A 12,995-nucleotide genomic window follows, 5' to 3' on the forward strand; every position below is an offset into this window, starting at 1 on the left:
CCGGTCGACACGCTGGGTCGAAACACGTTTCTGCGCACGCTCGCCGCACGGCACGCCATGTCGACGATGTAGCTGGCCCTCCTGCCGGCGCTCACGGTAGACCTCGCGTGATCCACTTGGATCGCCGACGTCCTGGCTAGCGCCGGTCGGCTCCGCAAGATCGAGCCGCTCACGGCGAGCGGCATCCACGTGCTTGCAATCATCGGGCAGGACGAGACCGCTGCACGGACGCGCAAGTGCGGCGAACCGGAGATTCCTCGGCGAGGATTAACAGTAGGCGCCCCCATTCGCCCCGCGAGCGTGCGCAAACCCGGTGATTTCTTCGGCGTGTCGCCCGGCGACACGCACGGTCGCGGCAGAGAGGGGGAGCTCCAGTAAGCTGGCAAATCGTGCGAAAGCGGCGGCTGGGAGTGATGGGTGGGACGTTTGATCCCATCCATAACGGCCACCTGGTCGCGGCCAGCGAGGTGGCTGACCGGTTCGATCTGGACGAAGTGGTGTTCGTGCCGACAAGCCAGCCTTGGCAGAAGGGTCGGCAGGTCAGCGCAGGGGAGGACCGCTACTTGATGACGGTGATAGCGACCGCGTCCAACCCGAGGTTCTCGGTGAGTCGGGTCGACATCGACCGCGGCGGTCTCACCTACACCAAGGACACCTTGCGGGATCTGCACACGCTCAACCCCGACTCAGACCTGTACTTCATCACGGGCGCCGACGCGCTGGCATCGATCCTGTCCTGGCATGACTTGGAGGAACTGTTCGCGATGGCGCGGTTCGTCGGGGTCAGCCGGCCCGGCTACGAACTGGGCCGCGAACACCTGGCCGACGTGCTGGAAGGGCTGCCCGACGATGCGCTCACCTTGCTCGAGATTCCGGCACTGGCGATCTCGTCGACCGACTGCCGCCGCCGCGCCGCGGAGGGCCGGCCGCTGTGGTACCTGATGCCCGACGGCGTCGTGCAGTACATCTCCAAACGCGAGCTCTACCGCAAACCCCGGGACGAGACGTGACGGCCACCCAGGAAGCCATCGACATGGCGACGGTGGCCGCCGGTGCCGCCGCGGCCAAACTCGCCGACGACGTCGTCGTCATCGACGTCTCCGGGCAGCTGGTCATCACCGACTGCTTCGTGATCGCGTCGGCGTCCAACGAGCGGCAGGTCAACGCCATCGTCGACGAGGTCGAGGAGAAAATGCGCCGGGCCGGCTACAAGCCGGCACGCCGCGAGGGCGCCCGCGAGGGCCGGTGGACGCTGCTGGATTACGTCGACATCGTCGTCCACATCCAGCACCAGGACGAGCGCGACTTCTACTCCCTCGACCGGCTCTGGCGCGACTGCCCGACGGTGGACGTGAACCTGGAGGGCACGCCGTGAAAATCCGCCGGCTGCTGATGCTGCGGCACGGGCAGACTGACTTCAATCTCGGCAGCCGGATGCAGGGCCAGCTGGACACCGAGCTGAGCGAGCTGGGCCGCGCGCAGGCCGTCGCCGCGGCCGAGGTGCTGAGCAAGCATCAGCCGCTGCTGATCGTCACCTCGGATTTGCGGCGCGCCTACGACACCGCGGTGGTGCTGGGCGAGCGCACCGGACTGCCGCTGCGTGTCGACAACCGGCTGCGCGAAACGCATCTCGGCGATTGGCAGGGCATGACGCACACGCAGATCGACGCGGCCGCGCCCGGGGCCCGGCTGGCCTGGCGCGAGGACGCCGACTGGGCGCCGCACGGCGGCGAGAGCAGGGTCGACGTGGCCGCGCGCAGCATGCCGCTGATCGACGACCTGGTCACCGGCGAACCGGACTGGGGGGCCGACGAGCGACCGGTGGTGCTGGTGGCGCACGGCGGCCTGATCGCCGCGCTGACCGCTGCACTGCTGGGGCTGCCGGTCGAAAACTGGCCCGCGCTGGGCGGAATGGGCAACGCCAGCTGGACGCAATTGTCCGGCCACTCCGGTGACTGCGATTCCAGCGCCGATCTCGGCGCAATTCGCTGGCGCCTGGACGTGTGGAACGCTTCGGCACAGGTCGCAGACGATGTCCTCTGAGTCGCGGCCGGTGCTGCTGATCTTCGCCGATTCGCTGGCCTATTACGGCCCGACCGGCGGCCTGCCCGCCGACGACCCCCGCATCTGGCCCAATATTGTTGGCGCGCAACTGGGTTGGGAGATCGAGCTGATCGGCCGCATCGGCTGGACCTGCCGCGACATCTGGTGGGCGGCCACCCAGGACCCGCGGGCCTGGGCGGCGCTGCCGAAAGCGGGCGCGGTGATCTTCGCCACCGGCGGGATGGACTCGCTGCCGTCGGTGTTGCCGACCGCGCTGCGCGAGCTGATCCGCTACGTGCGCCCGCCGTGGCTGCGGCGCTGGGTGCGCGACGGGTACGGCTGGCTGCAGCCGCGGCTGTCCCCGTTCGCCCGGCCCGCACTGCCGCCGCACCTCAGCGCCGAATACCTCGAAGCGACCCGCGGCGCAATCGATTTCAACCGCCCCGGCATCCCGATCGTGGCGTCGCTGCCGTCGGTGCACATCGCCGAGACCTACGGTAAGGCCCATCACGGCCGGTCCGGCACGGCCGCCGCCATCACCGAATGGGCGCAGCAGCACGACATTCCGCTGGTCGACCTGAAAGCCGCAGTCGCCGAACACATCATGAGCGGCCGCGGCAATCCCGACGGCATCCATTGGAATTTCGAGGCCCACCAGGCGGTTGCGGAGCTGATGCTCAAGGCACTCGCCGAAGCCGGCGTGGATCCATGCCCGTCGTAGTCGTCACCGACTCGTCGTCGCGCCTTCCCGACGACCTGCGGCGCAAGTGGGGGATTCGCCAAGTCCCGCTGCACATCCTGCTCGACGACGCCGACCTGCGCGACGGCATTGATGAGGTTCCCGACGACGTTCACCTGCGCCCCGGGGCAACAACCGCTGCGGCCACCCCGGCCGAACTTGCCGAGGTGTACCGACAGGCATTGAACGACAGCGGCGGCGACGGGGTAGTGGCGGTACACCTTTCGGCGGCGCTGTCCGGAACCGTCGGCGCCGCCGAGGCCACGGCCGCCGAGATCGGCCCTGCTATACGGGTCGTCGACTCGAGGTCGACAGCGATGAACACCGGTTTCGTCGCGCTGGCCGCGGCCCGGGCCGCGGCCGACGGCGCCGACCTCGACACCGTCACGCAGGCCGCCGCGGCCGCGGTGAGCCGCAATCACGGCTTCATCGTCGTGCACCGGCTGGACAACCTGCGGCGCAGCGGGCGGATCGGCGGCGCTGCGGCCTGGCTGGGCACCGCGCTGTCTCTCAAGCCGCTGCTGCGCATCGACGACGGCAAACTTGTTCTGGCCCAACGGGTTCGCACCGCCAGCAAGGCGGTGGCGGCGATGATCGACCGGGTTGGCGACGTGGTCGGGGACCGTTCCGCGACGCTTGCGGTGCATCATGTCGCCAACCCGGATGGCGCCGACGCCGTCGTCGCCGCGCTGGCCGAGCGGCTGCCGGCCTGCGAACCGCCGATCGTGACCGACCTGGGCCCGGTGCTCGCGTCGCACGTCGGCGCCGGAGCGCTCGCCGTGTGCGTCGAAGTAGCAGGCTAGCGCTGGGCCGGTACCGGTAGCGGCGCGGTGTCCTCGCTCAGCGGTTCGGACCGGCGGCGCCGGGCGTGGTCTCCGCGGGGGTGGACAACCCGCGGCCACCAGAACCAGCGGCCCAACAGCGTGGCCATCGAAGGCATGAACAACGTGCGCACGACCAATGTGTCGAGCAGAAGACCGATGCAGACCGTGGATCCGAACTGGCCCAGCACCCGCAAATCGCTGCCGAGCATGGCGGCCATGGTGAACGCGAACACCAGACCCGCGGCGGTCACCACCCCACCGGTGCCCGCCATCGATCGGATGTATCCCGTCTTGAGGCCGTTGTGGATCTCCTCCCTGAACCGGGAGACCAGCAACAGGTTGTAGTCGGATCCGACGGCCAGCAGGATGATGACGGACAGCGCCATCACGATCCAGTGGATCTTGATGCCGAACAGGTCTTGCCAGATGAGCACCGAGAGCCCGAACGATGCGGCAATCGAGCTGGCCGCGGTGCCGACGATGACCAGCGCGGCAACGACGCTGCGGGTGAGCAGCAGCATGATCATGAAGATCAGCGTCAGCGACGACACCACCGCGATCATCAGGTCATATTTGGCGCCGTCGTGCATGTCACGGAACGTCGCGGCCGTACCGCCGAGATAAACCTTGGCATCGGACAGCGACGATTGCTTCAACCCCTCCTGGGCGGCCGTTCGCTCCGCGTCGACGCGCGAGATCCCTTCCGGCGTCATCGGATCGCCCTGGTGCGTGATGAAAAAGCGGGCCGACTTGCCGTCCGGGGACAAGAACTGCACCAGACCGCGCTTGAAGTCCGGGTTGTCGAAGGCCTCGGGCGGCAGATAGAAGAAGTCGTCGTTTTTGGAATTGTCGAAGCTTTGCCCCATGACGATGGCGGTGTCGCTCATCGACTCCATCTGGTTGATCATCGCCTGGAAGGTGCTGTGCATGGTCAGCGTCAACGCGTGGGTGGTCTTCATGCTTTGGATCTGCGGCGGCAAGATCGCGACCATTTCGCGTTGCAGGGCATCCATACTGTGGATGTCCTTTGACATGCGGCCGAACTGTTCGTCGAGCTGATCGATTCCGTCCAGGGCGTCGAAGATCGACCTCAACGACCAGCAGATCGGAATATCGAAGCAGTGTTTTTCCCAGTAGAAATAGCTGCGGATCGGCCGCCAGAAATCGTCGAAATCCGCTAGGTGGTCCCGTATTTTGTCGGTGACGGCGACCATGTCGTCGGTGACACCGGACATGTCGTGTGTGGTGTCGGACAGCCCCCTGGTGATGTCCAGCATGCGTTCCAGGTAGTTGATCGTGACCTGCATTTCGTCGGCCATCTTGAGGATGTCGGCCATGCGGTCCTTGAGGAACGCCATGTTTTGCATGAGCATCTGGCTTTGCATGCTGTTCTGGAACGGTATCGAACTGTGCTGGATCGGAATCCCGAGCGGACGCGTGATGTCCTGGACCATCACGATGCCGTGGACGCGCAACACGTTTTTGGCCACCCGGTCCAACACCAGCATGTCGGCGGGGTTGCGCATATCGTGGTCGGCCTCGACCATCAACATGTCCGGATTCATTCTGGCTTGGGAGAAATGCCGGTCCGCAGCGGCGTAGCCGATATTGGACGGCGCGCTGGTCGGCAGGTAGTAGCGGTCGTTGTAACTGGTGATATAGCTGGGCAGGCCCAGCATGCCGACCAGCACCACCGCCCCACTCACCGCCAGAATCGGTCCGGGCCAGCGCACCACGGCGGTGCCGATGCGCCGCCACAGCCGGCCCCGCGCCGCGCCCTTGGGCTCGAACAGACCAAAACTGCTGCCCACGAAGAGAACCGCAGGTCCCAGGGTGAGGCCGGCCGCCACCACGACCAGCATGCCGATCGCCGCCGGTGCGCCCATCGTGTGGAACCACGGCAGCCGCGCAAAGCTGAGGCAGTACACCGCTCCGGCGATCGTCAGCCCCGATCCCAACACGACCGGGGCCACCCCGCGAAACGTGGTGTAGTAGGCGGTTTCACGATCCTCGCCGGCTCGACGCGCCTCTTGATAGCGGCCGATGAGGAAGATCCCGTAATCGGTGCCGGCAGCGATCGCCAGCATCGTCAGGATGTTCGCCGCAAACGTGGTCAGCCCGAATGCGTTGTGGTAGGCCAACACCGCGACGATGCCTCGCGCCGACGCCAGCGCGACACCGGTCATGAAAAGCTGGACCACCGTGGTGACGATGGAGCGGTAGACCAGAAACAACATGACCGCGATCGCGCCCAGCGTGAACAACGTGATCTTGGCCAGGCTGGCGTTACCGATCACGTGCATGTCATCGGACAGCGCCGCAGAACCGGTCACGTGGGCCTGCACGCCGGGCGGTGCGGGTGTGTGCTTGATGACATCCCGAACGGCCTCGACGGATTCGTTGGCCTGCGTGGTGCCCTGGTTACCGGCAAGGTTCAGCATCACGTAAGCGCCTTTGGCGTCGGCGCTTTGGACGCCCGCCGCCGTCAGGCGGTCGCTCCAGAAGTCCTGAATGTGCTGCACGTGCTCGGGGTCCTTGCGCAGCTGACGGACGATGTCGTCGTAATAGCGGTGCGCGGCGTCACCGAGCGGCTGCTGGCCTTCCAGCACCACCATGATCGTGCTGTTGGAATCGAATTCCTTGAAGTTGTGACCCAGACGCATCATCGCCTTCATCGACGGTGCGTCCATCGGGGCCATCGGCGCCGAGTGTGCCTCGCCCACGACTTCCAGCGACGGCACGATGGTGTTGACGACGACGGTCAGCAGCACCCAGCCCACGATGATCGGCAACGCCAACCACCGGATGGTGTGCGGGATGATGGGCCGGCGGGGGTGGGGGTTTGGCGTCGCAGTGCTCATGCTGATTTCACCAGGCAGAAGGTCTGGGCATTCTCGCCGTCAGCGGTTTTCTCTTCGCGGACCACACCGTCGATGGTGATGCGGCAGCCGATTTGATCCCCGTCGCCCTGGGCCATGATGTTGGCGCTGACCGCGGGCAGGGTCGTGCTGATCGTGTAGGACCACGGCAGTGGCGCTCCGTCAACCTGATGGGTGTTGGCTTCCGCGTCCCAATAGTTGATGCTCGCGGTGGTCCCAGAGGGTCCCCAGACGTCATAGGTGACGACCTTCGGGTTGAACTGCACGATCTCAATCCCTGCGCCGGCACCCGCGTTGAGGTCCTGCGAACCGAAGATGCGGTGGAGCCGCGACACGATCAGTCCGGAGACCGCGAGTACGACCACCAGGACGATGGGGATCCATGCCCTTTTGGCCATCCTGGCAATCGCACTCACCTCGTCACCTCCAGGTCCACCGTGGCCTCTCGCGCAAACTCGCCTCCGTTGTCCGCGCCGTCAACGGACCCTTCGCTTGCCTAAGTATCGTAAACCGTAGAGCACGGCACCGTTCATCCGGTCCCGGTCACCCGGCCGGTGATCGGCGGCAGCTCGGCCAGCGCCACGATGCCCGGTCTGGCTGCCACCACCGCGGGGACGGCATTGGTAACCGGCATCGCGGTGTAGATCATTCCCAAACCCATGAAGCCCGGTTCCGCCCAGTCCTTCGGCGGCAGGCAATGAATCACCGTGCGCATGTTGGGCAGCCCGAATACCTGGATGACATGCCCATGTTCGAGCGGCTTCGGCGGTGTCACGTGCTCACCCATGATCCAGTTAAACCCGACACTGACCACATTGCGGTCGCCCACCCATCCGCGGTGGTAGCCGTAGACGCTGCCGACTGTGCCGGCGGGTATCTTCATGAAGCCCAGGTCGGTGTCGGCGGTGGCTGCGGTGAACGCGACGTCAAACGTCATCTTGTCCAGCGTCGCCCCGATCGCGTCGGCCATCATCGCGGCCGCCTCGGCGAACACCTCGCTTTCCCGCCGCACGCTTTCGGCCAGACCCGGCGTGTCCGGATCTTGGGAGAAGCCCATCGCGGTCTGGGTGCCCGCCGACTCATACGTCGAGCAGTCCACCGACTCGGTGATGCGGATCTCGTCGACGCGTTCGCAGCAGCCGGACAGCACCATGCCGACCATGTTCGTGACGCCCGGATGCGCGCCGCTGCCGAAGATCGTCGAGCCGCCGCGTTCGCACGCGTCCACAATGCGCCGGCGGTCTTCGGGCGTCTGTTTGCCGCCGGTGATCCATGCCGCGCTGGAGCACACGTTGACTCCGGACTCGAGCAGCCGTACGAGCTCGTCGACGTTGGGCCACAACGGGTTATAGCAACAGGCGTCGGGTTTGAGTGCCAGCAGCGCGTCGACGTCGTTGGTGGCCTTTACGCCGGTCGGCTCCGGCCAGCCGGACAGTTCTGCGGCGTCGACGCCGACTTTGTCCTGCCCGTGGGCGTACACCCCGACCAGTTCCATGTCGGGTCTGCCGATGATGGCGTGCAGCGATCGCCGCCCGATGTTGCCGGTGGCCCATTGAATTACCCGTAGCGGTGTGGTCACCGCCCCACGATATTCGGGTGCGATCGGCCGTTGTTTGTGCCACCGTCGAATTCTGTGACCGCCGAGTTGCCCGAGCCTCTGACGCTGCGCACGGCCACCGACGACGACTGGCCCGCGATCCTGCTGTTGGACGACACCAGTTTCGGCGTGTCCACGCATCCGGATTCGATCTCCGCGTTCCGGGCTCTGACGCCGCCCGACGCTGCGGTGGTGGTGTGCGACCACTCGATAGGCGAGGCCGTGGTCGGGTTTGCGGTCTATCTCGACCTGCAGCTCACCGTGCCCGGCGGAACGGCACTGCGCGCCTCCGGGCTCAGCGGGGTGTCCGTCGCACCGACCCACCGCCGGCGCGGCCTGCTGCGCGCGATGTTTACCGAATTGCACAGGCGCATAGCCGATTCGGGGTATCCGATGGCGGCGCTGACGGCCAGCGAGGGCGGCATCTACGGACGGTTCGGCTACGGCCCGGCCACCATCGAGCACGAACTGACCCTCGACCGCCGCTTCGCTCGCTTTCACGACGGCGCTCCCGATCCGGGCGGCGTCCGCCTGGTCAGACCCGCGCAGCAGAAAGAGGCGCTCGCGGCCATCTACGAGCGGTGGCGCCGGCGCACGCCGGGTGGGTTGGTGCGCCCGCAGGCCTTGTGGGACGAGCTGCTGGCCGACAGGGAGACCACCCGCCGCGGCGGCACCCCGTGGTTTGCGTTCGTCCATCCCGATGGCTACGCGCTGTACCGGGTGCACGGCGGCGACCGGCGCACCGCCCGCGTGAGCGAGCTCAAGGCGGTGACCACGGACGCGCACGTCGCGTTGTGGCGGACGCTGCTGGGGCTGGACCTGATAGAGACCGTCACCGTCGATACTCATCCGGCCGACCCGTTGCCCTACCTGCTAGCCGACAGCCGGCTGGCGCGCACTACCGGACGCCAGGACGATTTGTGGCTGCGCATCATGGACATTCCCGCCGCGCTTCAGGCCCGTACTTACGGGGCGGACTTGTCCACGGTGTTCGAGGTGTCCGACGGGTTCCGCGGCGACGGCGGCCGGTTCACGCTGGAGATCGAGGACGGTCGCGCACGATGCACGACCACCGATGCGCCGGCCGAGGCCGAGATGGACCTCGACGTGCTGGGCAGTCTGTATCTGGGCGCGCATCACGCGTCGGCTTTTGCCGCGGCGAACCGGTTGCGCGCCAAGGACTCTGCGTTGGTGCGACGTCTCGACGCGGCGTTCGTCAGCGATATACCCGCCCAGTTGGGTTTCGGCTTCTGACGCCTGCGCTCGTAATCAACTCACAGCCCAGCCACGCCGACCGCGAGGAACACACAGCCCAACGCGGCCAGCAGAAGTGCGACGTCACGGCGCCGCCGCGATCGAATCCAGTTGTGCAGCGCGGCCACCGATCTGGCGGTTGCCCTCGGCGCCAACAGGTAAGCCAGCAACGGAATCTCGATCAGCGCGAACGCAACCACGTTGAACATCAACAACACGGCCACCTGGGTCAGGGCTGCCGCGCCGGAGGCGAGGATGACCGCCAGCGCCGCGAGATAGTCGACCGACGGCAACGCGATGCCGAGACCGGCGATGCCCGCGACCGACAGCGAATCGCCGCTGACCAGGCGCCTGCCCGGCGTCGCCAACCTTGCCGGGCGCGAACCCAACCGCCCGCGGGCGTCGATGGCCACCAGCACAGCGATCGACAATGCCAAGAACCCGATCAGGATCTGGACCTTGGGCAACGTGAAGTAGGTAGACCCGAGCAGGCTGCGTCGAAAGACGAACAGCACGACCAGACCCACGGTCGTTCCCATGACGAAACCGCCGGATAAGAACGCGAGCAGTTGCAGCGCGGGGCGGGGCCTGTTGAGCATCAGCACGGTCATCCCGATCCGGAACGGTTCGATGCTGACGGCCAGGGCCATGACCAGGACAGTGACAAGCATTCGTTTTCCGGGGCGCGTCCGGCGCGGCCCGCTAAGCGTCCAACCGGGCGAATTGGTCCCGCCTGTACTGCTCGACGCAGGCGGCGCGCCGAATCTTGCCGCTCGTCGTGGTGGGAATCGAGCCGGGCGGGACCAGGACGAGGTCCCCGACGTTCAAGCCGTGTGCGTTGGATATCGCGGAGGTGACGTCGCTTTTGACACAGGTGAGCCAGTGCGTCGCGTCCTCGTGGGAGTCGCCGCGCTTCTTGAGTTCGATGACGGTGACAAGCTTCTCGGTGCTGTTCACCGGAACCGATATCGCCGCAACCCGGCCACCTGTGATCTCTTGGACCGTCGTCTCGATGTCCTCGGGATAGTGATTGCGCCCACGGATGATCAGCAGATCCTTGATGCGCCCGACAATGAACAGCTCACCCTCGTGGAGAAAACCGAGGTCGCCGGTTCGCAGCCAGGGCCCGTCCGGCGTGCCCGGCGAAGGGCCGACGAGCGTTGCGCCGAAGCAGCGCTGCTCGTCCGGCGGCTTGCGCCAGTAGCCCTCGGCGACATTGTCGCCATGGACCCAGATCTCGCCGACCACGTCCGGCCGGCACTCGCGATGTGTGTCGACGTCGACGATCCGCAGCGTGGGGGATTGCGGCAGTTGGTATTTGACCAGCGCGGTGCCGCTCCCGGCCGCGCACCGAGCAACGCGGTTCGCACCCAGCTTCTCGCTGTCGAAATGAACCGCCGGCGATGATTCACTCCAGGTGCCTGTCGCCACGAAGACGGTTGCCTCCGCCAAGCCATATGAAGGACGCAGCATATGGTCCCGAAAATTGAAGTGCGCAAACCGATCGACGAATCGTTGCAGTGTTGCCGGCTCGACCCTTTCGGCGCCGCTGATGATGCCTACCACGTCACCGAGGTCGAGCCCGGCCAGGTCGCCGTCGGTGGTCTTGCGGGCGGCCAAGTCGAAGGCGAAATTCGGCGCCGCTGACCACGTGTGAGGACTTCGGGCCAGGGACTGGATCCATCTGGCCGGCCTTTCCAAGAACGAAACCGGGCTCGTCAGCTCGCCGCGGTAGCCGCCCAGGATTGGTGCGCAGACGCCCAGCACGAGACCCATGTCGTGGTAAAAGGGCAACCACGACACGATCGTGGCATCCGATGGGGCTTTCACGTCGGCGAAGAAGCTGCGCATCAGCTGCTCGAAATTCGCCTGGAGGTTGCGGTGCGAGACCATGACCCCGGTCGGCACTCGGGTTGAACCCGAGCTGTACTGCAAGTACGCGGTGCTCGGCAACTCTGCTGTCCGCACGCTTGCTTCGCCGTCCGCGTCCAGGTTCATCGAATCGATTTCGACGATCTTCGGCACGGAGTCCATGTGTGCTTCGTCGACGTATTGGGCGACATCCTCGGCCACCGCGGACGTTGTGAGAACGACGGAGGGCGACGTGTCGGCAAGGACCGCGCCCACACGCTCATGACTCGAGCCGCGGTGTGGCAAGGGAAGCGGAACCGCGATCAGTCCGGCCTGCATGGATCCCAGGAACGCCGCAATGTAATCAAGCGACTGGGGAGCCAGGATGACTGACCTGTCTCCGGCCGACCCATGAAAGCTGAGCTCGCGGGCCACATTGTGTGTTCGCCGGGACAACTGCGACCACGTGAGATTCTCGGGCACACCCGCCCAGTCGTCGTCGTAATTGGTAAAGGTGAAGGCTATGTCGTTGGGGCGCAGGCTGGCACGTCCGTGCAGCATCGAGAGGATGGATGACTGAGGCATAGGGGTCACGTCATGTCCGTACTGGGTCGTCGATCTGTCGGTTTTCAGTCAGTGGTCAGATTGTGCTGCGCCGTGGGACAACACGGACATGGCACCGCTGAGGATTTGTGAGAGCGGGTCGGCGCCGCCGCCGAATGTCGCCTGGTTGGCCGGCGCGGTTACTTCCGCCGGGTCGAAGCCGTGCACCGGGTCCACCTGAACCGGAGCGGTCGCCGGGTCGTCGTTGCGCGAGTAGCCCGCGTTCACCCGGGGCATCAGGATCGCGTCGAGCTTGTTCAGCGTGTCTTCCGGGATCCCGATGTAGGCCAGGGGCATGACGAGCGGAAGGTGCTTTTCCGGGACCATGATCGTCGTGTCCTTGGCGCCCCGCGAGTTGATCGTCGTCCGGATGTTTTGCGGCGGCACCATGCTCGGGTTGGTGAAGGCCACCGCGGTGTGACCGGTGGCGAGGCCCATCAGCGTGTTGGCGAGGGCGAACATGTTGTCCGGCCGGTCGGGGAAGTCTGCGATCGAGTCGTAGGCGGCCACGAAACGGTTTGTGTCGTACTGGCTCTCATACGGCGGTGGCATGGTGTAGTCGAGCGCGGGAACGACGCTGCCGACCGGGAACATGGCGGTCAGGAAGCTCTGCCCGAAGGCGTGGCGCCCGATCGGGTCGCCGAATGTCGCGAAGTTCAGTGTGCCCGGCGGGGGAGCGGCGGGGTCACGGGCCAGCCGGGCCTGCTCGCCGTCGACCACGAAACCGCCCTCCGACAAGCCGATCGCCGTGCCGGGGCGACCGCTGCGGATCGCCGCATCGAGGTTGTCTACACCCACGTCGACGGACTCGCCGACGCTGGGGCCGTCCAGACCCAGGCCGGGGAGCAGTTCTTCGCCGATCTTGCCGATGCCCGGGAAGAGTCGCTCCAGCACGTGGCCCTGGACCTGGCCGGCCGGGTAGCGGACGATTTCACGCTTCTGGCCGGGAAACCATTGGGCTCCCTCCTGGCGGATGTACTCGTCGTAGGGAATGCCGAGAACGTGGGCGCCGCCGAGGGCGAACGCGGTCTGATCGCCCGGCGCACCGGGGGTGGGCGGCCCGCCGATGGGCGTGTCGTCAGCCGACGCGGTCCTGACACCGAAATAGCCTGTGGCACCGACAGTTACCACTGCCGTGACTCCTGCGAGGAGTTTCTTCATACCCACTCCTGACCGCTCGGCATCGCCTCGTAGTTTCACATACA

Annotated in this window: 12 protein-coding genes; 6 read left to right on the plus strand and 6 right to left on the minus strand. The window is 66.2% G+C overall.

Going from position 1 to position 12,995, the window contains the following annotated elements; genetic code table 11:
* Positions 1-404 precede the first annotated feature (404 nt).
* The 5 genes from nadD to AWB95_RS10170 are packed head-to-tail and all read left to right on the plus strand — an operon-like array spanning position 405 to position 3,585.
* Positions 405-1,010, plus strand: coding sequence for a nicotinate-nucleotide adenylyltransferase (gene nadD, locus AWB95_RS10150; protein ID WP_269745723.1), 606 nt, complete (start codon positions 405-407; stop codon positions 1,008-1,010).
* The gene (rsfS, locus tag AWB95_RS10155; protein ID WP_062539431.1) at positions 1,007-1,375 is read left to right on the plus strand and encodes a ribosome silencing factor; all 369 of its coding nucleotides are present in this window, start codon (positions 1,007-1,009) and stop codon (positions 1,373-1,375) included. Before nadD ends, rsfS begins: the two co-directional genes overlap by 4 nt.
* Positions 1,372-2,043, plus strand: a complete 672-nt coding sequence (gene gpgP, locus AWB95_RS10160; protein ID WP_085168153.1) for a glucosyl-3-phosphoglycerate phosphatase — start codon at positions 1,372-1,374, stop codon at positions 2,041-2,043. Before rsfS ends, gpgP begins: the two co-directional genes overlap by 4 nt.
* A complete protein-coding gene (gene octT, locus AWB95_RS10165; protein ID WP_062540381.1) occupies positions 2,033-2,764 on the plus strand; it encodes a diglucosylglycerate octanoyltransferase in 732 nt (243 codons plus the stop codon). Before gpgP ends, octT begins: the two co-directional genes overlap by 11 nt.
* A complete protein-coding gene (locus AWB95_RS10170; protein ID WP_062540380.1) occupies positions 2,752-3,585 on the plus strand; it encodes a DegV family protein in 834 nt (277 codons plus the stop codon). The genes octT and AWB95_RS10170 overlap by 13 nt, the downstream gene beginning before the upstream one ends.
* Here AWB95_RS10170 and AWB95_RS10175 read toward each other — a convergent pair.
* The 3 genes from AWB95_RS10175 to AWB95_RS10185 form a co-directional block, all read right to left on the minus strand.
* Entirely contained in the window at positions 3,582-6,467 is a 2,886-nt protein-coding gene (locus tag AWB95_RS10175; RefSeq protein ID WP_084707159.1) for an MMPL/RND family transporter, read from the minus strand. The two genes, AWB95_RS10170 and AWB95_RS10175, sit on opposite strands and share 4 nt — an antisense overlap.
* Positions 6,464-6,883: an MmpS family transport accessory protein gene (locus tag AWB95_RS10180; RefSeq protein WP_062540378.1), complete on the minus strand. Its 420-nt coding sequence runs from the start codon at positions 6,881-6,883 to the stop codon at positions 6,464-6,466. Before AWB95_RS10180 ends, AWB95_RS10175 begins: the two co-directional genes overlap by 4 nt.
* Before the next feature lie 131 nt (positions 6,884-7,014).
* Positions 7,015-8,064, minus strand: a complete 1,050-nt coding sequence (locus tag AWB95_RS10185) for an NAD(P)H-dependent amine dehydrogenase family protein (RefSeq protein WP_099539530.1) — start codon at positions 8,062-8,064, stop codon at positions 7,015-7,017.
* Positions 8,065-8,100: 36 nt separating this feature from the next.
* Here AWB95_RS10185 and AWB95_RS10190 point away from each other — a divergent pair, with 36 nt between their 5' ends.
* A complete protein-coding gene (locus AWB95_RS10190; protein ID WP_084707158.1) occupies positions 8,101-9,336 on the plus strand; it encodes an enhanced intracellular survival protein Eis in 1,236 nt (411 codons plus the stop codon).
* Between the two features lie 20 nt (positions 9,337-9,356).
* On the opposite strand, the gene AWB95_RS10195 is transcribed toward AWB95_RS10190, so the two are convergent.
* Genes AWB95_RS10195 through pe form a run of 3 tightly spaced genes read right to left on the minus strand, consistent with a single transcriptional unit; the run spans position 9,357 to position 12,951 of the window.
* Positions 9,357-10,007: a GAP family protein gene (locus tag AWB95_RS10195; RefSeq protein ID WP_062540376.1), complete on the minus strand. Its 651-nt coding sequence runs from the start codon at positions 10,005-10,007 to the stop codon at positions 9,357-9,359.
* Positions 10,008-10,038: 31 nt separating this feature from the next.
* Positions 10,039-11,772, minus strand: coding sequence for an AMP-binding protein (locus AWB95_RS10200; protein ID WP_062540375.1), 1,734 nt, complete (start codon positions 11,770-11,772; stop codon positions 10,039-10,041).
* A 48-nt stretch (positions 11,773-11,820) separates the two neighbouring features.
* Positions 11,821-12,951 carry an acyltransferase PE gene (gene pe / locus AWB95_RS10205; RefSeq protein ID WP_062540374.1) on the minus strand — a complete coding sequence of 377 codons (1,131 nt, stop codon included), beginning with the start codon at positions 12,949-12,951 and terminating at the stop codon, positions 11,821-11,823.
* Positions 12,952-12,995: the final 44 nt, after the last annotated feature.

This window comes from Mycobacterium celatum, assembly GCF_002101595.1.
GTDB lineage: Bacteria > Actinomycetota > Actinomycetes > Mycobacteriales > Mycobacteriaceae > Mycobacterium > Mycobacterium celatum.

Excerpts from the sequence above, each read along its gene's own strand:
- octT (WP_062540381.1), top strand. The coding sequence starts at position 2,033 with ATGTCCTCTGAGTCGCGGCCGGTGCTGCTGATCTTCGCCGATTCGCTG.
- AWB95_RS10170 (WP_062540380.1), top strand. The coding sequence starts at position 2,752 with ATGCCCGTCGTAGTCGTCACCGACTCGTCGTCGCGCCTTCCCGACGAC.
- AWB95_RS10175 (WP_084707159.1), bottom strand. The coding sequence starts at position 6,467 with ATGAGCACTGCGACGCCAAACCCCCACCCCCGCCGGCCCATCATCCCG.
- AWB95_RS10180 (WP_062540378.1), bottom strand. The coding sequence starts at position 6,883 with ATGGCCAAAAGGGCATGGATCCCCATCGTCCTGGTGGTCGTACTCGCG.
- AWB95_RS10195 (WP_062540376.1), bottom strand. The coding sequence starts at position 10,007 with ATGCTTGTCACTGTCCTGGTCATGGCCCTGGCCGTCAGCATCGAACCG.
- AWB95_RS10200 (WP_062540375.1), bottom strand. The coding sequence starts at position 11,772 with ATGCCTCAGTCATCCATCCTCTCGATGCTGCACGGACGTGCCAGCCTG.
- pe (WP_062540374.1), bottom strand. The coding sequence starts at position 12,951 with ATGAAGAAACTCCTCGCAGGAGTCACGGCAGTGGTAACTGTCGGTGCC.